Consider the following 22,965-nt stretch of genomic DNA (forward strand, 5'->3'; position numbering starts at 1 on the left):
AACATCCATACAATCGTAGATGCCTTGGTGCTATTGGTGGGGAGAGGAAACTATTGGCCGGTGAAGAATAGAGTCTACTGGTGCCCTCACAGCAATGTACCTCTGATTGACGACCGCTGTAGAAATGGGAGCCGAGGCCCGCAACTTAAACTAACTGACCCGGGTGACGTTAGACCCGGATTTGAACATGATATAGGAAGAGTCAAAAAAGCATACAAGAATGAGTTTGACACACTGAAAGGTGTAGACAGACTCCTCGGTTATGGCGTCGTCCTCCTCAACAAGGTTCCATTTATGGATGAAATGAAGGAAGTGATCTCTCAGGGAGCGGTGATTGCTAGGGTATATTATGAGCCGTTCAAAGGTGAATGGAGGCTAAGGCTTAGTAGGCCTGGAATACTTAGGATAATGGATGCAGGTGTATTTAGTGTGTTTAAACTAGAGGGTGGCTTGAGAATATTAAAATGGAGGAGGAGGCTGAGAGTTGACGGGGAAAACTATAGGGAAGGCGAGCAGATAGTTTTGGTGGATAGCCGCGGAGAACCTGTAGGTATAGGTTATTATAGTAAGGGGCAAATTGCTGTTCATAATGTTTTCTATACTTTCCACCCGCCAAAATTCGCGGAAGACCGGGATTCCACTTGGCAAGACGCTGTTAGGGAGAACGAGGGATATCTAGCTGTTTTGGAGGAGAGGTCTATAAAATTCATTAGAAGCTTATATGAGAAGCGTGGAGGCCCAGTAATAGTCTCCTTCTCCAGTGGTAAAGATAGCTTAGTTGCATTGCATCTAACGCTAAAAGCTGGCTTAGAGCCTGTTATCTTATTTAACAATACCGGAATTGAACTGCCTGAAACTATCGAACATGTCTACAAAATCGCTGATAAATGGGGGTTAAAGGTTATTGAATCCTCGGCAGGCAATGCTTTCTGGAAATCCGTCGAGAGAATAGGGCCGCCTGGCAAAGATTACCGGTGGTGCTGTAAAATTACCAAACTGGCACCGCTAGCCCAAACGGTCAACAAGCACTTCCCTGATGGAGCACTGAACATTGTAGGACAAAGAGCTTACGAGAGCCTTGACAGGGCTAAAAGCGGGAGGGTATGGAGAAATAAATGGCTACCTAAACTATTGAACATAAGCCCCATACAATACTGGGGTCAACTAGCAATATACCTCTATATCTTCAAGTATAACCTACCCCTTAACCCGTTATACTTCAGGGGGTTTGATAGACTCGGGTGTTTTATGTGCCCTGCTGCTACAGTTGCTGAATACCAGCAAGTAAATGAGATCCACCCAGAACTATGGGAAAAGTGGATCTCAACCCTATACAAATGGGCAGAAAGAATAGGGCTCAACGGGAGAGATGCTGAATTATGGGTGGAAAAAGGAATATGGAGGTGGTTAACACCTGCCAGTCAAAAGAAGAGGCTAGAGAAGAGGCTGAAGATAAATATGCCTGACTGGAAGGAGTACTACACCAAATGGTTAGAACCCCTCTCAGCTATAGAAGAGGAGAAAGACGGGGTAGTTATCCGATTTAACGGTGAAATAGATCCTCAGTTCTTAAAGGAGCAATACACTGTTATAGGGCCTTTTACAATGGATGACAAGAACAAATATAGCATTAAGAATACTAGTGTGAGCATGACTCTGGATCGAAATAATGTATATATATACGGCTTGAAGGGTAGAGCTGGAAAAGAATTCGCTTACGATGTAGTTAAACTCTACTACCGCTGGAAGGATTGCGGTGAATGTAAGCTATGTGAAACTAGCTGTACTACCGGTGCTATTAAAATAATAGATGGAAGACCGGTAGTCGATGCTTCAACCTGTATACACTGTAAACTATGTATAGATAATTGCCCCATCTCTGATGTTACGGTTGAGAAAGTCATTATACCATTGAATGAGGGTGAGATCACTGCTTGGAGACGTAAGTGGAAACGTAGTAGGGAAAGCATAATCAAACGATATTATAAATTGAAGAAGGAAGCAAAAGGACCGGACACCGAGGAGGATGAGGCAGAAGGATTCTTCCTTGGAGGCTAGGTTTTCCAGTACTTTCTATTCTCTACGAACTTCCTTTCCTCCTCTATTATAGCTCTATAGAATTCTCGCTCTCCGTAATCCACTAGTTTAGATACAACTCTAGGAAGTATTGTTGGCCCTATACCTCTAGCTAGCAATGCTTCGATAACGTATTTGCCTAATCCTTCTGCCGAATAGGACAGCAGTAGAGTAGCGACTTTCTGTAGATCTTTTAGTCTTTTCCCCTCTTCTCTAGTGAGTTTCTCCTTATCAAGGTGTTTTCTGATTATGTGGACTGCTTCTTCATCTCCCTTCCATGTAATAGCTACAAGCCTACTGCTGCACCGAGGGCACTTAACATATTCTGAAGGATTCATATCACTTGGTTTGATAGTCCACGAATAACCACAGCTCAAGCATATCATTCTGGCCTCACTGTTTTCCAGCCTTTTCTTAACAGCTTCTATCATTAGGCTTTTCAGCATTGTTTGCCTTCCGGAGCCAGTTTCAGGCCTTCTCATGTACGGGTTTTCGAGAGTTTGTTGCGCTAGGAAAGTAGGTTTTCCCTGGTGGTTATCTATAATCTTGATGCTATCTGTCTTGAGGTTTTCTAGGAAGTCTAGGACAGCGTTCATATCGTTATTCTCGATGAGCATCTCGTTAATCACCTCTCGCTCCAGAACGCTACCTTTATATATTTGAGTTAGTTTTCGAAGTGTTTCCGAGGATAACCTTGTGTCACGGCTTATTACGCCCATTCGCTTCGCTATCCATGAAAGCCTAATCTTATAGGCGTAAGTGTTTCTGACGTGGTCTATGAAGAGGCCTATTAGTTCTGGTAAATCCGTTTTTGATAACTCTCTGAGTGAGTCAGCGATCATTTTAGCTAGAGCTTTTGCTGACATATTGGAGGTGAATAGTATTGAGTATGGTATTCTACTGTATTCAACATGTTCAATTCTAGATATTATGCTTGAAATTAAAAGTCCCAGCGTATAATTACCCTTACTACCAAGGCATGTATAAAGCAGAACACCGCCATCTATTATTTCTAGGACGGGTTTATAGTAACCTAAATCTGACAGACTGTTCGAACCACGACATAATTTCTCAACGAGTGAATATAGTTTAACCCTAGTGTTTTCCGATAGAAACTCACCGTATCTCTTACTGATTAAATTTAAGGCATATTTTTTGTCGTATAGAATCAATTGAAGAATACCGCATACTTCTCTAGCAACCTTGTATTCAACTGGAATCAGTTCTCCTTCCCATGAAGGTATTCTAGCTTCAGATACTCCTTGTAACATCACATATATTTTCCCCTTCTCAGTATCGATATCCAAGACACGCCAAATTTTACCTGCTAGAACAAAGTAAGGTGCTTCTCTGCTAATATTGGAGACCACGAAACGTTCTGATACCTTTCCTATCATTTCTCTTGACGAGATATCTATTACAGTGTAATCTGGTTCGCTGGGAATCATTGAGACGCTATAGAAATAGCTTCTGGTCCTTCTACCCCAGGTAAGTTCCCTTTCTCTTTTTCTCAGGGTTCTAAGGTTCTCCATGAAATCAGTGATTTCTACTATTTCATCCAACCCGAGATTCCGATAGAATGGTAAATGTGAAACATAATGATATAATTCATCTATTCTAATTGGCCTAGAGTCTAGGACGAACCCTGCAATACCATGGGCCAAGGTGTCAAGAGGTTTATCGTACATTGGAAGGTCTTCCAGGTCACCGTTTTTCGTTCTTCTCGCTATAACAACTGATTCTATTATCTCATATATGTTAGGTATTGTTATGACGTATCCCTTGCTTAAACGGCCCAGCAGATGTCCTGATCTGCCAATTCTCTGAGATAGATTAGTCGCTCTTCTGGGGGACGTTACTTGCACTACTCTATTAACTGAGCCTATATCGATACCGAGTTCCATGCTTGATGTAGAAACAAGTATCTGAATTTCCCCTTCCTTGAATTCTTTCTCTACTCTTTCCCTTATACCTCTATGTAAACTTCCATGATGAACGCCCACACTGGACTTATTTCTTCTACCTAATTCTACTCCGAGCCTTTCAGCCACTTGGCGCGTGTTTACGAATACTAGAGTACTGCCTTCCCGCGATGCTATTCCAGTAATTATCGAGGCAAGATCGGGCCAGAAACCGTTCTTGGATCCTGTTACCTCTACCTTTATATTATATTTTTTGTATGATGGGTCTATAGCTAATAATGGATAGCCGCCTAAGGCTTCACTGACCCTTCTTATGCTTTTCTCCGACAATGTTGCTGATAATGCTATTAGCTGGGGGTTTCTCCCAATTAACCTTTCTAAACGCTTTATAGTGATGAAGAACTCTACTCCGCGCTTGCTGTCAAGGAGTTCATGGATTTCATCAATTATTATCCATCGTATGTTTTTTAGGTGCTTCTGAATCTTGCTTACAGTTATTAGTAGGCCGAAGGACTCAGGTGTTGACACCATTATTGTAGGAGGTGTTGCCATGAATTTCCGCCTGCCCTGTTGTGTTGTGTCGCCGTGTCTTACCATAAGGGTATAGCCATTCATTTCTATAAGTCGCTTCATTCTATAATGAATATCCCTATTCAAAGCCCTGAGAGGGGTAATGTATACTACTCTTATACCCTTGGGATTCATTTCTAATTCTCGAAGCTTGGATAATACAGGTATAAGGGCGGCTTCAGTCTTTCCCGTTCCCGTAGGAGCTACAACCAGTACATTTCTACCGGAAAGAATCAATGGTATAGCCTTTTCCTGTATAGGAGTAGGTTCAACATAACCTAAAGAGCATAATATGCTAATTAAACGTGGATTTAATCCCAGATTATTCCACAAACAAGCATCATTCCTTATCATAACATTAATATCATTCATTCCTTACAGCCGCCACTCATTTTTACTACAACCAGGCTTTTTATGATATAATGGCAAAAAGCAGGGGGTATCATGAGCTCAATGAAATACACTACAATAACCGCGAAGAGAATTGCCATATTTCTCGCACTCTATTCAATATATCTTGTTCTACTGATGATAACCTTGTTGAAGATCTACGTTCCCTACAACGCCTTAAACATAAGCATGGTAATCTATCCAAGCGTTCAACCCTTGATACTGCTCATAATACTGTTAACTCTAGGATTAGGATTCTCCTATTTAGGAACTGGGAGTCTTTTAGAGTATATCTCAGTACTACTGGTGAGCATATATATTCTATGGCTAACCCACCCTGAGATAGGTTTAGCAGGTGTTATGCTAGTCCTCTCATTACCACTAGTCATAACACTAGCACCAATCGTTCTTCATACGATTAGGAAAAATAAGAGTATAGAACCATTGTTTTCAAAGTCCTCAGTTTGCATAAGTACTGGTGTGAAACCGCTTTTCATCATAGGATATATATCAGGTATCGGAATAGGATACTCTATTCAGGGACTATTCGGTTGGTTAACTATATACAACAGCTGGCTTTACTGGTTATCTGGAGTTTTGGCATCCTCATTACTGGGTTTATGCTTCTTTTACTACAACCCCGTTTTACTCGGATTATCGTCTTCTTTTTCCGTTTTCTCCCTTCCATTATCCGTAGTCCTAGGTCTTACTTCACCGTTACGAATATCTTTCAAAGGTAAAGACCTGGATGTTGGGGGTGTAGTTGGAGGCCTTTACTTCTGGTGTAAACTAGACTCACTGGAGCCACCGTTCAACTACAATAAGGGAACGGTTAGCTGGCACTGGGCCATGATCTCAAGTAGTAAATTGTATTTGGACTTCGCCATTGAATCTCCTGGGAAACCTAATTTGAATACTATTGTGATAGGTAGGAGTGGTTCTGGGAAATCGATGTTGACTAAACGTCTGGTAACTTATTTCTCCGCGAAGGGTCATAAGGTGTTAGTCTTAGATTTCCACGGAGAATATGATGAGGGTTTTTTAGAAAATAGTGTTACAGTTGATTTTTGGAACAAGGACTACTACCTAGATTTCAAAGCAATCAATGGAAACGAAGAGTTTAAAGCGCAAGTAATTGCTGATGCCTTCAAAAGCATATACAACCTAGGAGATCGCCAGTATACAATGCTCTATGACGTTTTGATTGATTATTTTTCCATTGAAAACGCTGAAAACCTCTCTAAGTATATTCCAAGGAGCCTGCTAAGTTTAGCAGGCTCCTCAGGTATAAGTGATAAATCAAGCATTATCGGGTTAACACAATATGTTCGCCAGTTGGAATACTTGTTTGAAGGTAAAACCCCTGTCAACTTATTGTTGGAAGGGGAAAAGAATATGATAATAGATCTATCAGGAATACCTGGAATGCATCTGAGAATAGCAACAGCTGAATTAGTTCTAAGAATACTGTATAACACCATGGCAAAGATGCCTCAAACAAATCGCCGGCTACTTGTAGTAGAGGAAGCTCATCATTTTAGCAATAATAGCATATTAAGTAAGCTATATACAGAGTCGAGGAAGTTTGGCTTAGCTATAATTAGTATAACCCAAAACCCGAAGGTTTTACCAAGGGATATTGTTATAAACTCTACTTCAAAGTTTATGTTCGGAATGGATGAACCTGAGAACCTGGATTACATGTTGAAAATTCTGACTCCATTAGACAGGGATCAAAGTATGATCCTACGAAAAACTCTTTCATCTCTACCTCCAGGATATACAATGTTTGATAACAAATTAATAAGTAAAGATATATGGCTTATTAAGGTTTTTTAGCAGACCCAGCTATCTGTTTAAATGCAGTTAATGGGTGAATAGCTGTTGAGTGCTGATGAAATCACAGCAACTGAAGAGCAAGAGGAGGAGGTTACAGGTACTGAAGAGAGAGCTGAAGAGGAAGATATAGGCTTTATCGTTTTGAGTTCTACTCTTGTTGAATCCATGCTTACATATATTGATATCCTTGAGAGCTTGGCGAGAGGCGAAATAACTGTAACAAAAGCGAAAACCTATATCACAGAAATAAAGCCTCCTGAAGTCAAAAAGAAGAGATCAAAAACTAAGAAAAAGGCTATAGTGAAAAAGAAGACCAAGAGTACTAAGACTGCAAAACCAAAAACAGTGAAGAAAGCAAGAACCAAAAAGAAAACCAAAAGGAAGGCTTCAAAATGATTTCTCAATATTTACCTCGTTATACCCTACCTCTTTTAATAATTGCGATAACTTTTCCACTGGAAACCTTTTATCGAATATTAATATGACAAAGCCTGCATTATCCCGTTTTTCTAGCCTAATCTTGTCTATTGAGACGTCGCCTCTCAATAAATCACTGTAATCATGTGGTAATGGAATATAATCCCGCTGTTTTCTACGCATCATTTCATAGAAGACATCGAAGTTCTCTGCTATCCTTAATGCTTCTCTAACTTCATCTTTATCTCTCTCTCCTTGAAGAATGCTTAGGAGTTCCAAGGCCTTCTCTTTTGGAAGTTCTATTCTACTGTATCTAGCTAAATCCAGTTTTATCTTAATAGACTCCATCAGTCCACCCATTTGGGGGTTTAATTAGTATGATAAAATAGTTTTTAGCCGGATATAACACTTATACTGATTGATGTAAACGAATTGTCCTTAGGGTGTTAAGCTTTGTTGAAGGCATCTTATGCTAATGTGTCTAAGCTCAAATATGTGACTCAAGCACTTGCAAAGGTGGGGGATGAGGCTCTAGTTTTAGCGGGAGCAGATGGGCTGCTTTTCAAAGTTTTGAGTCCTGACAAGCTTATACTAGCGATATTCCGTATGCCGCTTTCATCGTTCGAAGAATATCAATTAGAGGAAGAGTATAAGTTTACAGTCAGAACTGATAGGATTAGTGCAGCAATGAAGCGTGGTACAAGGAATGACGCACTAGAGCTCGAATACTATCCTGATACAAACAACCTACGCATGATATTCCGTGACAAGAAAACAGGTGTTCCGAGGATCTTCGAGATACAGACAATGCCAGGGCTTAATGATATCCCTGAACCGAAGGTCAATCTAACAACGAAAATACTGATGGGAGCCGACGACTTTAAACACATTCTTTCAGATGCAAAAGCCATAGGGGCAAACATCATAACGTTAATAACAGAAGCCGACGATCTAACGGTTACTGCCTCCGAGGAACCCTTTGAATATAAGGGAGTATTCAAACAAGACGCGCCTCTCATAGACATAGATACACCGGGAAATGAAAAAGCAAGCTACTTGCTAGCAGCACTACAGGCAGCAGCTAAACCAGCAGGAGCCGCAGAACAACTTGCAGTAGAATTCTCCACAAATATGCCTATGAAGCTTGTTTATAAGCTCCCAGGAGGAGAAGATCTTTATCTATGGGTAGCTCCAGCAGTTGGCTAAACTATTTCTCTTTGCTATCAGTTATATACGACAAGATCTTTCTAGAACGGCTTCCTTCTGTAACTTTTCTTTTAGCCATTTTCAACCCCGGAAACCACGCGGGATTAGGACAATTATCTCTTTCGGGGCACATGAGGCAGCACCATGGGCATACCATTAGCCCTGGCTTTAGACCGCATTCTCTGACAGGACCATGTCGACCGCATATATCGCATCTTTCCCATGAAAGGGTATTTCTATTCACTTCCTTTTACCTCGTTCTACATAATAGGCCCTCCTAGCGGAGGTCTACCCGGAGGGACATTGGTATTGTACCCCTCCCCGGATCCCCCCGCTCATCGGTAGGCCTCCTATAATTATTATTTCCCAAGGTTTAATTGCTCAAGGATGCTCTTAAAACTGACTGCATCACCGAACATATATATGTTGTTAAACATTACATAGGAAGTGGTCTTATCTTTGCTTTCCATGTAACCTACTATACGGTTGAGCAGTTCCCTTAAGTCGTCCTTCGTGTATTTATACCTGTAATTCACCTGGCGTCCACCCAAACCATGTAGCCTTATGTAAACCAGTTCACTTCTATATTCTACGGGTAGGAGACTTCTAAGCATGTCTGTCGACAAGACCAACCCCGTAGTTTTCTCAGTTATCCTAGCAAGCTCTTCTTCATAGTCTAATGTGGCTCCTCTAACCTCCCATATAGGAGTGAACCCTTTGTCTACTACGGTTGTTAGAAAATGCGATATTCCATTAACATCTACAGGTTTAAATGAACCGGGCGTCTGGAATACTAGTAACTTTGCATTAACTCCTCTTGCCGCCTTGATTACTTCTTCAAGTAACATAAAATTCTCTTCAGTAGGCTTTAGGCCACCTATCCTATCCTTATTTATCTTCATGGTTGTTTCCAGTAGTTTTGCCTTTCGAACTAGGAGCTTGTTCCAGCCATGGGTTATTAGAAACCATACTTTGACCGTAAACTCAAGGTTCGAGGCTCTTTCCTTCCATTTGAGATATTTACTAGGTTTAGGCTTATAGAACGTTTCTTGTATTTCGATGACATCTAGTTTTTCTGATATAACCTCGATTTTTCTTGGGAGACCGCATACTCCTACTCTGATATCCATAAGGGTCCCTCTTCCACTATTTGGCTAAGATATCTTCTAAACTCCTGTTTATTATAGCATTTAATGCTGGTACAATAAGTGTCCGCTTCTAAATCCTTTAGTTTATCCACCGTTTTCATCCATTCTTCTTCATTGGAAGCCCATTTTTCATTTAACGATCCTAGCGCATCCCCTACAGTCGCAATCGTCCTTAACGGATCATATATTATATAAGTAGTGGACCCCGGAGTATGTCCTGGAGTGTGGGAATATTCTAGTTTGACCATATCCTCTTCTAGTAAACCTTTCTCCTCCCTTAACAAGTACCCTACAGGTGTAGGATGGAATCGAGTATTATACCTATAGGAATCAGTTAACAAGGGATCGCCTTCCTTTATGGCTTTAGAGTCTTCTTCATGGCTAACGATTACTGCTGAATGGCTCCGGTGAAACATGTAATCCCCGCCTGCATTATTGAAGTGACAATGCGTATTGTAAACCCTATATATCCGCTTCCCAGTTAACCCCAAGAATATAATGCTATGAATAATCTGCTCATATACCCCTCTGAGACCGGTTCCTGAATCTATTAGGGATAAATGGTCTCCTTGATCAATGAGTAACGAAATCGCGTCAAATGGATAGACCATGCTAGGTTCAAGTACTCGATACACATATTTGCCTATTCTAATCATAATGACCGCCTGTTTCCTGAGGCTTTAAGAGTTGCCGAAGGAAGTAATACCATCAAATGATGATATAGGAAAAATTGCTAGTAATAAACACTATCACATAACTCTTATAGGACGTATGAAGACCATCCGAACTTCCGGGAGACCATTGAGTATTTCTTTGAGTTCCTCCACACTAACTTTTGCATTGGATAAGTCAACAACCATGGTACACTCAGCGATATCGCCCCTTCGTATAGTAGAGCATCGGGTTGTAATCTGATCAGTTCCTTGCCTAGCTAGTTCATCAGAAACCGATGCGAAAGCTCCTGGAACATCTTGGAACTCAACCGCTATCTCATAAACATTTTGACCTGAACTAATTATGGGCGTCAGAATTATCTCTTTGCTATCAGAATCTCCTATTATAACAAGATACATTCCTTCATTGATACCTAGGGTTTCACGTATCAATGCAGGAATTGTAACTCTTCCCTTAGCGTCCATTCTGACTATATCTGTTATTCTCATAGGAACACACCTCCCTTTCCCACGTTTATTCCACGCGATTATATTAAACCGCTTCAATCCGCAATATATAGTTTCCCATCATACATTACTCAAAGCAGCTAGCTAAAATTATAATTGTCAAGCTCTTGCAGAGAACTACTTAGGAACGGTAATGCGGAAAGGTGCTTGGTTTTGAGCAGAGTCAGAGGGCAACTAGAAGGGGCATATAACCCGCATAAAGTAGAAGATCACGTTCACAAGTTCTGGGAGGAAAATGGGATATACCATAAAGTAAAGGAAAAATCCTCTAAAAGCAAGAAGAAATACTACTTCCTAGACGGGCCGCCGTATCCTTCATCAAGCACATTTCACATAGGAACCGCATGGAATAAAACAATTAAAGACTCTATGATTAGATTCTTCCGGATGAAAGGATATAACGTCTGGGACCAGCCTGGTTATGACACACATGGACTTCCCATTGAAGTGAAAATAGAGAAGGAGCTGGGTCTGAAAACGAAAAAGGATATCATGAAAATAGGAATAGACAAATTTGTTACCAAGTGTATGGAGTTCGCAAAGAAGAACGTTAATGGTTTAACAAGCGGATTCAAGGATCTCGGCGTTTTCATGGACTGGGAGAATCCCTATCTCACTTTCAAAAATGATTACATAGAATCAGGTTGGTGGATGATTAAGAGAGCAAACGAGGAAGGTTTACTGGAGAAAGATTTGCTCGTACACCACTGGTGTCCTCGCTGTGAGACTACTCTTGCAGATTACGAGGTATCCGAGTATAAGGAAATAGAGGATCCCTCAATTTATGTCAAATTCAAAGTTAAGGGAAGAGATAAGACATACATAGTTATCTGGACAACAACTCCCTGGACTTTGCCTGCAAACGCTTTTGTAATGGCACATCCTGAAATTGAGTATGCCGAAATCAAAGTAGAAGATGAGACTCTCATTCTATCGAAGGCAAGAGCACCTATAATCTTGAAGCAAGCTGGGGTTACGGAGTATAGGATTGCCCGAACATTTAAAGGAGTGGAATTGGAAGGTGTTGAGTATAAACATCCCCTTGAAGATGAGGTTACAGCTCAGAGGATTTTAAGAAACTATCATAAGGTAATTCTTGCACCTGAAGCAGTAACCGAACACGAGGGAACCGGGTTAGTACACTCCGCACCAGGCCACGGTGACGTTGATTTTGAGGTGGCTAGGGAGAATGATGTACCTATAATATCACTAGTGGGGGATCAAGGCAATCTAACAGAGGGTGGAGGTAAATACGCTGGCTTGTACTTCAGAGATGCAAATAAGTACATCATAGATGACTTGAAGAAAAAGGGGGCCATCCTATACGAGACTAGAATAACCCATAAATATCCAGTATGCTGGAGATGCAAAACCCCCCTACTACTGAGAGCGACTGAACAATGGGTTATCAGAGTTTCCAGGTTAAAGGATAAGCTGATCGAGGAGGCTGAATCTATCACCTGGCAACCTGAATGGGCTAAGACCAGGTTCATCAACCTCCTGAAAAATGTTAGAGACTGGGTTATAAGCAGGCAAAGGTTCTGGGGCATACCATTACCATTATGGGTATGTAAGAAATGCGGCCACATTGAAGTCATAGGTAGTATAGATGACGTAAAACGTCTAGGTGGTAAAGTACCCGAAAACCTTCATAGGCCTTGGATAGATAAAGTAAAACTGAAATGCCCTAAGTGTGGAGGAGAAATGGAAAGAATAAAAGACGTTACGGATGTTTGGTTCGACAGCGGCATATCATTCTATGCAAGCCTTGGGTATCCAAGGAGCAAAAAGTTATGGGAGTCACTAAAACCTGTTGACTTCATAACTGAAGGCCACGATCAGATACGGGGCTGGTTCTTTAGCTTACTTAGAAGCGGGGTTATAACATTTGGGTCAAAACCGTACAACAGAGTGCTTGTACACGGATTCACTCTAGACGAACACGGGTTCGAGATGCATAAGTCACTCGGCAACTATGTCGAACTAACAGAGGTAATCAATAGAATGGGAAGGGACGTCTTCAGATGGTGGGCCATGATGACTACTACATGGGAAGACATGAAATTCTCGTGGAATGGTATGGAGAAAGTGAAACGAGACCTCTCAATAGTCTGGAACGTCTACAATTTCGCACTGACATACATGTCCCTAGACTCTTTCGACCCTACCGAGAACACCGTTGACAATTACTATGAATACATGAAACCAGAAGACAAGTGGATCCTATCAAGGCTCCATAAACTAATCCGTGAATACGAGGCAGCGATGTATGATATGAAACCGCATGAAGCAGCCCGAGCTATTAGAGAGTTCATAGTAGAAGACGTTAGTAGGTGGTACCTTAGACTTATCAGGAGAAGAGTATGGATCGAGGAAGATACTGTAGATAAGAGAACTGCTTACACGGTACTCTACAGTATCTTAAACAACTGGCTTGTGCTTGCCGCCCCGTTTATACCGTTTATAACAGAGAAATTATACCGGGAACTCGTGTATAAGTCAGGGGATGGCTTCGAATCAGTTCACTTAGAAAACATTCCCTCATATGAGAGGAGGTTCATTAACGAAGAAATTGAGGAAGCTATGAACCTCGCCAAAGAAATAATTGAGGCAGCCCTGGCAGCTAGAATGAAGGCTGGAATAAAGATTAGAAGACCTGTTAAAAAAATATTGCTCTCACCCATAGATAACAGCATTATAACAAAGTTAGAGCCGGTGAGGCAGATAGTTCTAGAGGTGGTTAATGCTAAGCGTTTTGAAGTTGTTGGCGAAGGATTTATCGAGTCGCAGATTGTGAAAAGCGTAGAGCCTAACTACAGTGCCATAGGCCCCGAGTTCAAGAAGAAGAGTAAGAAAATTGCTGCTATAATTAAAGAGAAGAGCCGTGAAATAGCTGATAGCATAGTAAACAATGGTTATTATACTGTCGAGCTGGGCGGAGGGGAAACGCGTTTAGAGCCTAGACATGTTAAAATAAAAGCTGAATATCCCACCTGGCTTAGCGTGGAGGCTTCCAAAGTAGGCCTGGTAGCAATAGACTCCAGATTAGATGAAACCGAAATACTTGAAGGGCTAGCCAGGGAGATTGTAAGAAGAGTTCAGTTTATGAGGAAAGAAATGGGGTTAGGCGTAGAGGATAGCATCAAGGTTTCAGTTACAACTGATGACCCCCTAATCTCCAAGGCAATCAACGAATACCGTAACTATTTAATGAGGGAGGTTAGAGCAATAGAAATCGCAGATAACCCTCTCAATGGGCATAGGAAGGAATGGGATATTGACGGTGTAAAGGTTACTATAGCCATAGAACAGTCATAGTGAAGGATGCTACCTATGGAGAAAGAGAAAATAGCATTCACTCCCACGGAGATTAAAACATACTTTTACTGCCCTCGACTGTACTTTTTCGAGTTATATATCAAGGAGAAACCTTCTATTAAACGCAGGATTAGAATAGCTTTAGGTTCTCTCTATCACATTCTGAAGAAATATATCAGTATTCTCAGAGGTAGGGAAGCTGAAAAGACTATCTCCGTAGAGCTAGGGAACTACGTTTTAACAGGGCGAATGGATGCTTTAGAGATTCGTGAACAGGAAGTAATCATCCATGAATATAAGAGTGGAAAAGGCCCCCGCGAAGGAGCTTGGCTATCCGACTATATGCAAGCCTTAACATATGCTTTTATCAATATAAGAAAAGGCAGTAACAATGTTAGAATAGAACTACATTACAGAGCTAAAACCGTTAACTTCACCGTTGACTCTGAGTCGGTAGAATTATTGCTGAAAGCCCTTAGTGATATGTACTTAGTGAAGAAATATGGCGTTTTTCCCGATCCCAATCCTACTCCTCGCAAATGCTCAAAGTGCCCTTATAGGAAGACATGTGAAAAGTTGTCAGAAGACGATGCCTTGGGTTCCTGGGTCAAGGAGATTAGCCCTGTTCATAAACTCAAGTAAAGTAGTTTAATATTATAGCCTCCGGTTTTTAGATAAACTCTGATAATATAATTAAAGACATAGGAGATGAACGCTGTATGGAAGATATTCTTGAAAGGAAGGTTGCCGAACTTTATGGAAGCATAATAAAACAGAGGACTCCTATTAGAAATCCTCATCTAGCATTGGAGGTCTTGGAGAAGGAATATAAGCTTGTGGTAGATGAGAGAATAGTTACACTTACATTTGCCGCTTTCTATAATGGGCGGCCTGTGCTTTTTGAGGGCCCCCCAGGTACTGGTAAAACTGAAATAGGGTATGCATTACTTGAACTGTGGTCTGGAAAGCAGCCCTTCATTCTCCCATGTAGCGAAAACTATGATGAATATAGGGTTATAGGCGATTTCCATCCATTAATGGCTATGAAACTAGGCTTTAACGAGGAATCCTTCACACCCCGTCCTTTATTATCAGCATTACTGCTTGATACTGGAATCCTTATTGACGAGGTTAGACGGAGTAGCGAGGAGTTCCAAAATATGGTTTTAGATATTATTGATAAAAGAAGGATAATAATACCGGAATTGAAAAGATATTATAAAGCAAATGAATTAGGGTTCCAAGTAATTTTTACAAGCAACCCTGAGGATATTGGCCAGAACGAGCTAAGTGATGCTTTTCTAAGAAGGGTTATTAGATTGGAGTTCGATTACCCTCCATCCAACATTGAGGAAAGGATCATGGAGTTGCGGGCACTAAGTAAGCCTATTCTAGGAGGAGATGTCCTATCGTTCATGTCTGAAGTGATAGAGATGCTTAGAAAGTCCCCAGCACTATATAAACCTGGGACTTCAGATCTTGTCGAATGGGGGAGGCTCTCACAGATAATTGCCCAGCTTTACGAGAGAGAGAAAGTTACAATAGAGGATGCTATTGAGGCTGCCTATGCTGTTTTACTCAAAAGATTAGAGGATAATGAACTTGTTGAAAAGACTCTGAGAGATGCGGGGAGCCATATTGACCTCTGATACCTGGAAATATATAGATACTAGTAGAGTAAGTCCTAGAGAAGCTATAATTTTCTCTAGATTAATAGAGACATATGCTGTTTTGCAGGATTTAGAAGGGAAAGTTAGGGAGAGAGATTTAAATCTAATATGCGAATCTATTGGCATATGTACTGGAACGCCTAGAGAACCCGAGAAGCTTAATGATCCTGAAGCACTGATTGAACAAGGCCTCTCGATACTGGGACTACGTTATGGTGATTGCTTCAGGAGGAGAGATGTCTATAGATCTCCTGATCCTAGGAAATCTGTTTCACTTTTCGTGCTTCTAAAACGTCTTGGTGTAATCCGAGAAACTAGGTCTGGATTGCACAGAGTTTTAGATAAAAGAGAAATCCAAAGGTTGGTTAAACAATTCCGAAGAAATAATCGGTCTTTGAATAAGATAGTTGGAGAATCACAAGTTGGATGGAGTAGAGATGATCTTTTAATGGAGGCAGAAATTAAGAGTGATCTTAGTACCTATTTATCATACATGGATAATAAGAAGCTCCTAGATGTTTTGTCTGCAAGAATTAGGAAGAGAGACTGGAAGACAACTAGTAAAATAATTAAGGAATTAAATTCGAGAATAAATAAATTGAGCAGTAGAGAAATTTCGAGACTAGCACATGAAGTAGAAAACAATCCTAGAATAGCTGATAATAAACTGCTTGAAAACTTGCTGAAAAGAAAACCATCACTTACAAACAAATTAATAAGAAACCGTGAAAAAGCCAAGGCTATTGGGAATCAAATGCAAGGAACAGAGTTGGCAGCCGGTTATACAAGAAACATGGGGGGATCACCATCCTTTTCGACGTATCTTCGAAGATATCTTGAAACTGGCAACCTAGGATATTTAGATATGGCCTTATCGTCTGTTCGAGAAGATAATAACTATCCACTATATGACAGACTAGTCAAGTATATTGAGACGGGGGAAGACAGTGAACCTATAAAAGTACTTAGCCTAGCATACAGCTTGCTCTACCCAGAGACAGATGTTATTGCAAGTATTATTTCTAGTAAAAGCGTTAAGCGGAGGCTACTTCATTTTCTGCAGGATAGAATACTTGTAGAGGCAAAGGCTGGTAGAAAGAAAACGTCAAAGAAAACCTATACAGACTCGGGTAATAGCGGGCGCCTTGATGTGAGGAGAAGCTCATTCCGTTTAGCTAGATTCCATAATAAGCCACTCCTCTACAGAAGAAATGTTAGAAAGCATGGTGCTATTCTTGTCGTAGATACTAGTGGGAGTCTTTCACAGTTTTCAGGAGAGGTTATACTTTACTCATCACTATTTTCAAAATTAATTGAAACCCTCGTAGTATTCTCCGATAAATCCCAGGTATTCAAGTGTAGGAAGAAATGCAGAATTGACTCTATACTAGATAAACTGGCCTTTGGTGGCAATACAAACCTGGTCAACGCCCTGGAAACAGCGTTCGGTTTATCCAGGTACTATAGAAAAATCATAGTCATTAGTGACCTCAAACACAACGTTAGTGATAAAGGGTTACTTGTGAAGAGAGTAGGAGAAATACTGGCAAGGCAAAGGAAAATTGTTTTTCTTCTAGTAGGGGATTACGATAAGAGAACTTCAGCGATTTTAGCAGATACCGGTGCTAAATTAATCTTTCCAGGAGACGTTAGGAGGCTTAAGAGAATTCTTTATAGAGAGCTCCTATCCCATTGATCTAAGGGATTAACAATTTTAAAGGGATCTACTTATATTTGGTGTTAGAGCAGTGGTTGGATATAAGGGTGTGGAATAATTGAGCATGCAGGAAATACCGGCTGAATGGAAGAAATTCGCCTACAGGGGGAAGTCGCTAGAAGAACTCTTTAACATGTCTATGGACGAGTTCGTTAAGATGCTGCCCTCGAGGCAACGCAGAAGCCTCCGCAGAGGTTTCACTCAGGCTCAGATCAAGCTTCTTCTAAAGGTCAGGAAAGCTAGGCAAAAAATTGCTCAAGGCAAGAAGGTTGTGGTAAAAACCCATGTAAGGGATATGATCATTCTACCGGAAATGATTGGAGTAACAATCGCCGTATATAATGGCAAGGAGTATGTGCCCATTAGAATTATACCCGAAATGGTTGGCCATTATCTAGGAGAGTTTAGCCCGTCAACTAAGATCGTCCAGCACGGAGAACCAGGGTTGAAAGCTACGAGGTCAAGTCTACACATAGCCCAAAAGTGAGGTGGATATAGGTGCCTGTATGGGAGTATTCTTTTAAAGCAAGAGACGAGTCTAACCTGGCCAGGGCTGTGCTTAAAGATGTACCAGTACACCCGAAAGTTATGTATGAAGTCTTGAACACCGTAAGAGGTAAGCCTCTAGATGAAGCTATGGACTTCTTGGAACGAGTAATAGAGAAAAAAGAAGCAGTTCCATTTAGGAGGTACCGTGGAAAGCAAGCCCATAAAAAAGGTCTAGGTGCAAAATGGGGCTGGTCTGCCGGTAGATACCCTGTTAAAGCAGCTACATATATTTTGAAGCTATTAAGGAACGTTGAGAATAATGCTGACGTCAAGGGTCTAGATATAGAGAGGCTAAGGATCAAACATATTGCAGCTCATAAAGGAATGGTGATAAAAAGATGGATGCCCCGGGCTTACGGTAGGTCAAGCCCGAAATACAAGATTAGTAGCCACGTGGAGGTTGTTGTAGAAGAGGTGCGATGATTTGGTGTTGATTAAGAGGTACTTTATAAAGCAAGCCATGCAGAAAACAATGATAGATGAGTATCTTGCAAAGCAGTTTGCAAGAGCCCGGTACAGTGGAGTTGACATAGTTCAAACACCTATAGGTACTAGGGTCACTATTTTTGCTGAGAGACCGGCTCTCATAATAGGAGCTAGAGGAGCTACTGTCAGAAAGATAACACAAGTCCTTGAGAGGATCTTTCACCTACCTAATCCGCAGATATCTGTTATGAACGTAGAAAACCCTGATCTTGACGCTAGAGTCAATGCCTTCAGAATAGCTAGCAATATAGAAAAAGGATATCATTTCCGCCGTGTGGCTTTCATATCTCTTAGAAGAATAATGCAAGCAGGAGCATATGGAGCAGAGATAGTAATTAGCGGTAAACTAACTAGTGAAAGAGCACGCTTTGAAAAATACAAGGCAGGCAAGATCTATAAAACAGGTGAACACACTGACTATGTAGTGGATAGAGCAATTGCACATGCTCTACTCAAGAAAGGCATTATAGGTGTACAGGTAACCATAGTTAAACCAGGCACGCTTGGAGATTATGTAAGGATAAAAGATGAAAGTGAAGTTGCCGACTTCATAAACGCGATAAGAGAGCAGAGAAAAGCTGAAGAAGAAATAGAGGAAATATTAGAGGAAGCTGAAGAAGAAATCGTGGGTGAATCGCCCGAAGAAACTGTTGAGGGAGGAGAGCGGGCATGAAGATAAGTGAGATCAGAAATATGACAAGAGAGGAAAGGATGAAAAGACTAGAGGAACTTCGCAATGAACTAATCAGCCTTAACGGTAAAGTCAAAGGAGGAGTTGTTGAGAGTCCTGGTAAGATAAAGGTTGTCAAGAGAGACATCGCTCGCATACTGACCATTAACAGAGAAGAAGAACTAAAGAAAGCCTAGTAAATCCGTTTGACATCACTTAACATCCTCATTACATTATAATCCTAGTACAAAATTCTTTTCCCTTAATCTTATTCATTCTCATAGCAATTAATTTACTCACAGTTACGTCGTGCTCATATTATATAATCCTGGAGGAGAACTAAAGCAATTTCGGTGTGAACAGCCTTGAGGATAACCAGTAAAAACATTGTAAAACAAGAACTGATAGGACTACCTGTAAAGATAGTTAGACATAGTAACAGGCAACTGGAAAACATTGAAGGAATAGTATTGTGGGAAACAAAGAATATGTTGTGGATCAAGCGCCAGGACGATCGCGTTGTTAAAGTATTTAAATCCAGTGGTGTATTTATGTTTAGACTACCAGATAATACCTGGGTTAAAGTAACCGGAGAACTAATAAACCACAGACCAGAAGATAGGGTGAAAGAGGCGTTTAGACGCGGGTAAGATGGGAGGTGTATGTGTTGCCTGTAAAGAAACTGGTTAAAAATGTGGGGATACCTGGAATAGAACCGCCGAAAAGGACTTGTGATAGCCCGTATTGTCCATGGCATGGTAAGATTAAAGTTAGAGGAGTCATTCTCACCGGGGAAGTTGTGAAGTCAAAGACTCCTAGTATGGTAGTTGTCTCACATAGCTATCTCTACTATTCCAAGAAGTATAAGAGATATGAGAAGAGGACTAAGAAAATTCATGCTTACCGTCCTCCTTGCATTGACGTTAAGGAAGGAGATATAGTTGTAGTGAGCGAAACTCGTCCGATTTCGAAGACCATTAAATTTGTTGTAATAGGGCATAAGAAGAGGGTGGATTAAGATGCCGTCTAAGGTAAAGGTCAGTGTTTCGGCTTCTAGGAGAAAGATAAATGCTGGGCTTCAAGTGGGAAGTACTGTTCATACAGCGGATAATAGTGGTGCCAAGGAGGTTCTCATTATAGGAGTTCCCGGCTACAAAGGAAGGCTTAGGAGACTGGCTTTTGCAGGCGTAGGAGATATAGTAGTTGTCTCAGTCCAGAAAGGAACCCCAAACATGAGAAGACAGATAGTTCATGCAGTTATTGTACGTCAAAAACGACCCTTTAGAAGGCCGGATGGAACATGGGTAGCATTCGAGGATAATGCTGTTGTTATAGTGAACCCTGACGGAACGCCTAGAGGATCGGAAATAAGGGGGCCTATCGCCAAAGAAGCTGCTGAAAGGTTCCCTAGAATAGCCAACCTGGCTACACTCATAATTTAGAGGGATATGGAATGGCTAGAATGACTAAGAGTAAGCAACCGAGGAAACAGAGAAAGGCATTGTATAATGCTCCTTTGCATCTAAGGCAGAAGCAAATGACTGCTATCCTTTCCAGGGAACTGAGGGAGAAATTCGGTGTTAGAGATCTCCCAGTACATAAGGGTGATAGAGTAAGAATATTAAGAGGCGGATTTGGGGGAGTTGAAGGGAATGTCGTAAAAGTCAATCTCTCATCATACACTATCAACATAGATGGTGTGACCCGGAAGAAAGCTAGTGGAGACCAAGTATTCGCTCCTATACACCCGTCTAATGTGATGATCATCAAGTTAAACTTGGATGATGAAAAGAGAAGAGCTGTACTGGAAAGGAGAAGGCATACAGAAGAGTAACTATATAATACCAAATGAATTAGGTTGTATGGAGAGGTGTAGATAGAATGGCTAGAATGGGCGGACAAAGAAGGCTGAAGGCATTAAATACGCCTGCATTTTGGCCGATACTTAGGAAAAAGTATAAATGGTCTGTTAAGCCGATGCCAGGTCCTCATCCTTCTCAAATGAGTATTCCACTCCTCATAGTTATTAGAAACATTCTCAGCTTAGCTGATAATTCTAGAGAAGCTAGGAAAATAATTTCCGAAGGCCATATAGAAGTGGATGGAAAAATTAAGAAAGACTATAAGTACCCTATCGGATTTATGGATGTAATAAGAATTGTTGATACTGACGAATCTTATAGGTTCATCCCTTATCCTGTTAAGTTCTTTGCCCTTCAACCCGTAGATAAGGAGGAGAGTAAGTACAAACTATCCCTCATAAGGAATAAGAGTACAGTCAATGGAGGGCATATACAGTTAAACCTCCATGACGGGAGGAATCTTATCATAAAGGTGCAAGATTCTAGGAACCCGGCCGAGGATAATTATAAGACCCTGGGGACTCTTAAGATAAGTCTTCCCGGGCAGGAGGTCCTCGACTATTACCCGTTCGAGACGAACTCTATAGCAATAGTAATAGGTGGAAGGAACATAGGGAGAGTAGGCAGAATAGTAGAATATAAGAAAGGTATGAGGCTTTACCGTGGCGTAGTTACAATTCAAGATCTATATGGAAAGAGGTTCCAGACGAGCATGGATTACATATTCGTCATCGGGAAAGAGAAGCCTGAAATAAGCTTGCCGGAGGGTGCATGGAAGTGAGTGAAGCCTTATCGACAGAGACATATAATCGAATACTTGAAACATGGAGAAAGAGCCCTATGAGTAAACCTAAAATAACAAAAGTAACTGTGAATGTTAGTCTAGGTTATAGCGGAGAGCGACTTCAAAAAGTGGCTGAATTCTTAGAATCATATACGGGTCAAAAACCTGTTTACAGGAAGGCTAAGAGGACGATAAGAGCATTCGGAGTTAGGAAAGGCGAGAGTATAGCTGTCATGGTTACATTAAGGAAAGGTAAAGCTATAGAGTTCCTAGACAAGGCCCTTGAAGCGGTGACCAGGAAACTTAAAGCTTCAAGCATTGATATGCATGGGAATATATCATTCGGTATAGAAGAACACATATCCTTGCCAGGGGTCAAATACGACCCGGAGCTTGGTATAATAGGCATGGATGTTATAATAACGATAGAAAAACCCGGATACCGGATTACTAGGAGAAGAGAGAACAGGAAAACGCACATTCCTTTCCGCCATAGAGTAAAGCCGGAGGAAACCATGGTTCTTCTATCTGAGATGCTTAATGTACAATGGGTTTGAAGGGTGTTGGTGTATGGGTAAGTATAGACCTCCTAAGCCGAAAATTATGGGCCGTGGAGCTCAGAAATGCATGAGATGCGGAACTAGAGATGCTGTTATACAGAAATATGGCATTTACCTTTGTAGACAATGCTTCAGGGAGCTAGCACCCTCTTTAGGATTTAAGAAGTATAGCTGAGGTGACTGGATATGGTGATGCTTGACACATTAGCGAATACTTTGACATCCATATACAACGCGTCTGTTAGAAACAAGAAGGAAGTTGTAATAATGCCTTCGTCAAAGCTGATAGCGGCAGTACTGAAAGTTATGCAGAAAGAAGGCTACATAGGCGAATTCGAATACATAGATGATGGCAGGTGGGGTAAATTCAAAGTTCAATTACTAGGTAGAATAAACAAAACAGGTGTAATTAAACCCAGAATATCTGTAAGCTACAAAGATTTACAGAAGATGCCTGTTGACCTCCAGAAGTTCCTTCCAAGTAGGGATGTAGGTGTTCTCATAGTGTCTACTCCTCATGGAGTTGTAAGCCATAAGGAAGCTATAGAAAAGAGGACGGGTGGAGTTCTTCTAGCATACGTGTATTAAGGGGTGTCAATT

At 41.1% G+C, this 22,965-nt stretch carries 26 protein-coding genes; 20 read left to right on the top strand and 6 right to left on the bottom strand.

All coding sequences use genetic code 11. From position 1 onward, the window contains the following. The first annotated feature begins 36 nt into the window (after positions 1–36). Positions 37–2,058 (top strand): phosphoadenosine phosphosulfate reductase family protein, encoded by a 2,022-nt coding sequence (locus tag F7B60_04300; protein MCE4614732.1) that lies wholly within the window; start codon positions 37–39, stop codon positions 2,056–2,058. On the opposite strand, the gene F7B60_04305 is transcribed toward F7B60_04300, so the two are convergent. Further along, positions 2,055–4,940 (bottom strand): DEAD/DEAH box helicase, encoded by a 2,886-nt coding sequence (locus F7B60_04305; GenBank protein MCE4614733.1) that lies wholly within the window; start codon positions 4,938–4,940, stop codon positions 2,055–2,057. The genes F7B60_04300 and F7B60_04305 overlap by 4 nt on opposite strands. A 72-nt stretch (positions 4,941–5,012) precedes the next feature. On the opposite strand from F7B60_04305, the gene F7B60_04310 reads away from it, so the two are divergent. Both F7B60_04310 and F7B60_04315 read left to right on the top strand, forming a co-directional pair. Further along, positions 5,013–6,797, top strand: coding sequence for a DUF87 domain-containing protein (locus F7B60_04310; protein ID MCE4614734.1), 1,785 nt, complete (start codon positions 5,013–5,015; stop codon positions 6,795–6,797). Between the two features lie 45 nt (positions 6,798–6,842). Then, positions 6,843–7,193, top strand: a complete 351-nt coding sequence (locus tag F7B60_04315) for a hypothetical protein (protein ID MCE4614735.1) — start codon at positions 6,843–6,845, stop codon at positions 7,191–7,193. On the opposite strand, the gene F7B60_04320 is transcribed toward F7B60_04315, so the two are convergent. After that, a complete protein-coding gene (locus F7B60_04320; protein MCE4614736.1) occupies positions 7,185–7,562 on the bottom strand; it encodes a hypothetical protein in 378 nt (125 codons plus the stop codon). The two genes, F7B60_04315 and F7B60_04320, sit on opposite strands and share 9 nt — an antisense overlap. Before the next feature lie 105 nt (positions 7,563–7,667). Between F7B60_04320 and F7B60_04325 the strand changes: the two genes are divergently transcribed. Beyond that, entirely contained in the window at positions 7,668–8,420 is a 753-nt protein-coding gene (locus F7B60_04325) for a DNA polymerase sliding clamp (GenBank protein MCE4614737.1), read from the top strand. Position 8,421: 1 nt separating this feature from the next. Here F7B60_04325 and F7B60_04330 read toward each other — a convergent pair whose 3' ends face one another. The 4 genes from F7B60_04330 to F7B60_04345 all read right to left on the bottom strand — a co-directional run bounded on the left by F7B60_04330 (position 8,422) and on the right by F7B60_04345 (position 10,731). Continuing rightward, positions 8,422–8,664 carry a hypothetical protein gene (locus F7B60_04330; GenBank protein ID MCE4614738.1) on the bottom strand — a complete coding sequence of 81 codons (243 nt, stop codon included), beginning with the start codon at positions 8,662–8,664 and terminating at the stop codon, positions 8,422–8,424. A gap of 115 nt (positions 8,665–8,779) precedes the next feature. Further along, positions 8,780–9,550, bottom strand: coding sequence for a DUF72 domain-containing protein (locus F7B60_04335; protein MCE4614739.1), 771 nt, complete (start codon positions 9,548–9,550; stop codon positions 8,780–8,782). Continuing rightward, positions 9,535–10,224, bottom strand: coding sequence for an MBL fold metallo-hydrolase (locus F7B60_04340; GenBank protein MCE4614740.1), 690 nt, complete (start codon positions 10,222–10,224; stop codon positions 9,535–9,537). Before F7B60_04340 ends, F7B60_04335 begins: the two co-directional genes overlap by 16 nt. 93 nt (positions 10,225–10,317) lie before the next feature. Beyond that, positions 10,318–10,731, bottom strand: coding sequence for an AbrB family transcriptional regulator (locus F7B60_04345; protein MCE4614741.1), 414 nt, complete (start codon positions 10,729–10,731; stop codon positions 10,318–10,320). Between the two features lie 171 nt (positions 10,732–10,902). On the opposite strand from F7B60_04345, the gene ileS reads away from it, so the two are divergent. The 16 genes from ileS to F7B60_04425 all read left to right on the top strand — a co-directional run bounded on the left by ileS (position 10,903) and on the right by F7B60_04425 (position 22,953). After that, positions 10,903–14,067, top strand: coding sequence for an isoleucine--tRNA ligase (ileS, locus tag F7B60_04350; protein MCE4614742.1), 3,165 nt, complete (start codon positions 10,903–10,905; stop codon positions 14,065–14,067). Between the two features lie 15 nt (positions 14,068–14,082). Beyond that, the gene (gene cas4, locus F7B60_04355; GenBank protein MCE4614743.1) at positions 14,083–14,709 is read left to right on the top strand and encodes a CRISPR-associated protein Cas4; all 627 of its coding nucleotides are present in this window, start codon (positions 14,083–14,085) and stop codon (positions 14,707–14,709) included. A gap of 77 nt (positions 14,710–14,786) precedes the next feature. Further along, the gene (locus F7B60_04360; protein ID MCE4614744.1) at positions 14,787–15,716 is read left to right on the top strand and encodes a MoxR family ATPase; all 930 of its coding nucleotides are present in this window, start codon (positions 14,787–14,789) and stop codon (positions 15,714–15,716) included. Then, complete coding sequence (locus tag F7B60_04365; GenBank protein MCE4614745.1) at positions 15,706–17,433, top strand: hypothetical protein; 1,728 nt, start codon at positions 15,706–15,708, stop codon at positions 17,431–17,433. Before F7B60_04360 ends, F7B60_04365 begins: the two co-directional genes overlap by 11 nt. Positions 17,434–17,518: 85 nt before the next feature. Next, complete coding sequence (locus F7B60_04370) at positions 17,519–17,941, top strand: 30S ribosomal protein S19 (protein MCE4614746.1); 423 nt, start codon at positions 17,519–17,521, stop codon at positions 17,939–17,941. Between the two features lie 11 nt (positions 17,942–17,952). Further along, positions 17,953–18,426: a 50S ribosomal protein L22 gene (locus tag F7B60_04375; GenBank protein MCE4614747.1), complete on the top strand. Its 474-nt coding sequence runs from the start codon at positions 17,953–17,955 to the stop codon at positions 18,424–18,426. A 4-nt stretch (positions 18,427–18,430) separates the two neighbouring features. Beyond that, complete coding sequence (locus F7B60_04380) at positions 18,431–19,162, top strand: 30S ribosomal protein S3 (protein ID MCE4614748.1); 732 nt, start codon at positions 18,431–18,433, stop codon at positions 19,160–19,162. Next, positions 19,159–19,356: a 50S ribosomal protein L29 gene (rpmC, locus tag F7B60_04385; GenBank protein ID MCE4614749.1), complete on the top strand. Its 198-nt coding sequence runs from the start codon at positions 19,159–19,161 to the stop codon at positions 19,354–19,356. Before F7B60_04380 ends, rpmC begins: the two co-directional genes overlap by 4 nt. A gap of 168 nt (positions 19,357–19,524) precedes the next feature. After that, on the top strand, positions 19,525–19,809 hold the full coding sequence (locus F7B60_04390) for a ribonuclease P protein subunit (GenBank protein MCE4614750.1): 285 nt from the start codon (positions 19,525–19,527) through the stop codon (positions 19,807–19,809). Positions 19,810–19,826: 17 nt separating this feature from the next. Next, the gene (locus tag F7B60_04395) at positions 19,827–20,177 is read left to right on the top strand and encodes a 30S ribosomal protein S17 (protein ID MCE4614751.1); all 351 of its coding nucleotides are present in this window, start codon (positions 19,827–19,829) and stop codon (positions 20,175–20,177) included. 1 nt (position 20,178) lies between these two features. Further along, complete coding sequence (locus F7B60_04400; GenBank protein ID MCE4614752.1) at positions 20,179–20,601, top strand: 50S ribosomal protein L14; 423 nt, start codon at positions 20,179–20,181, stop codon at positions 20,599–20,601. Between the two features lie 11 nt (positions 20,602–20,612). Next, positions 20,613–20,993 carry a 50S ribosomal protein L24 gene (rplX, locus tag F7B60_04405; GenBank protein MCE4614753.1) on the top strand — a complete coding sequence of 127 codons (381 nt, stop codon included), beginning with the start codon at positions 20,613–20,615 and terminating at the stop codon, positions 20,991–20,993. Positions 20,994–21,040: 47 nt separating this feature from the next. Further along, the gene (locus tag F7B60_04410) at positions 21,041–21,802 is read left to right on the top strand and encodes a 30S ribosomal protein S4e (protein MCE4614754.1); all 762 of its coding nucleotides are present in this window, start codon (positions 21,041–21,043) and stop codon (positions 21,800–21,802) included. A gap of 59 nt (positions 21,803–21,861) precedes the next feature. After that, positions 21,862–22,362, top strand: a complete 501-nt coding sequence (locus F7B60_04415; protein MCE4614755.1) for a 50S ribosomal protein L5 — start codon at positions 21,862–21,864, stop codon at positions 22,360–22,362. Between the two features lie 13 nt (positions 22,363–22,375). Further along, a complete protein-coding gene (locus tag F7B60_04420; protein MCE4614756.1) occupies positions 22,376–22,540 on the top strand; it encodes a 30S ribosomal protein S14 in 165 nt (54 codons plus the stop codon). A gap of 11 nt (positions 22,541–22,551) precedes the next feature. After that, positions 22,552–22,953: a 30S ribosomal protein S8 gene (locus tag F7B60_04425; protein ID MCE4614757.1), complete on the top strand. Its 402-nt coding sequence runs from the start codon at positions 22,552–22,554 to the stop codon at positions 22,951–22,953. Positions 22,954–22,965: the final 12 nt, after the last annotated feature.

The sequence above is a fragment of the Candidatus Tiamatella incendiivivens genome (assembly GCA_015522635.1).
Classification (GTDB): Archaea; Thermoproteota; Thermoprotei_A; order Sulfolobales; family Acidilobaceae; genus Tiamatella; species Tiamatella incendiivivens.

What these genes read in the sequence shown, in the direction of transcription:
- F7B60_04370 (MCE4614746.1), top strand. Translation starts at nt 17,519, where the DNA reads ATGCAGGAAATACCGGCTGAATGGAAGAAATTCGCCTACAGGGGGAAG.
- F7B60_04310 (MCE4614734.1), top strand. Translation starts at nt 5,013, where the DNA reads ATGAGCTCAATGAAATACACTACAATAACCGCGAAGAGAATTGCCATA.
- F7B60_04345 (MCE4614741.1), bottom strand. Translation starts at nt 10,731, where the DNA reads ATGAGAATAACAGATATAGTCAGAATGGACGCTAAGGGAAGAGTTACA.
- F7B60_04360 (MCE4614744.1), top strand. Translation starts at nt 14,787, where the DNA reads ATGGAAGATATTCTTGAAAGGAAGGTTGCCGAACTTTATGGAAGCATA.
- F7B60_04410 (MCE4614754.1), top strand. Translation starts at nt 21,041, where the DNA reads ATGGCTAGAATGGGCGGACAAAGAAGGCTGAAGGCATTAAATACGCCT.
- rplX (MCE4614753.1), top strand. Translation starts at nt 20,613, where the DNA reads ATGGCTAGAATGACTAAGAGTAAGCAACCGAGGAAACAGAGAAAGGCA.
- F7B60_04320 (MCE4614736.1), bottom strand. Translation starts at nt 7,562, where the DNA reads ATGGAGTCTATTAAGATAAAACTGGATTTAGCTAGATACAGTAGAATA.
- F7B60_04420 (MCE4614756.1), top strand. Translation starts at nt 22,376, where the DNA reads ATGGGTAAGTATAGACCTCCTAAGCCGAAAATTATGGGCCGTGGAGCT.
- rpmC (MCE4614749.1), top strand. Translation starts at nt 19,159, where the DNA reads ATGAAGATAAGTGAGATCAGAAATATGACAAGAGAGGAAAGGATGAAA.
- F7B60_04415 (MCE4614755.1), top strand. Translation starts at nt 21,862, where the DNA reads ATGAGTAAACCTAAAATAACAAAAGTAACTGTGAATGTTAGTCTAGGT.
- F7B60_04340 (MCE4614740.1), bottom strand. Translation starts at nt 10,224, where the DNA reads ATGATTAGAATAGGCAAATATGTGTATCGAGTACTTGAACCTAGCATG.
- F7B60_04400 (MCE4614752.1), top strand. Translation starts at nt 20,179, where the DNA reads ATGCCGTCTAAGGTAAAGGTCAGTGTTTCGGCTTCTAGGAGAAAGATA.
- F7B60_04335 (MCE4614739.1), bottom strand. Translation starts at nt 9,550, where the DNA reads ATGGATATCAGAGTAGGAGTATGCGGTCTCCCAAGAAAAATCGAGGTT.
- F7B60_04425 (MCE4614757.1), top strand. Translation starts at nt 22,552, where the DNA reads ATGGTGATGCTTGACACATTAGCGAATACTTTGACATCCATATACAAC.
- F7B60_04305 (MCE4614733.1), bottom strand. Translation starts at nt 4,940, where the DNA reads ATGAATGATATTAATGTTATGATAAGGAATGATGCTTGTTTGTGGAAT.
- cas4 (MCE4614743.1), top strand. Translation starts at nt 14,083, where the DNA reads ATGGAGAAAGAGAAAATAGCATTCACTCCCACGGAGATTAAAACATAC.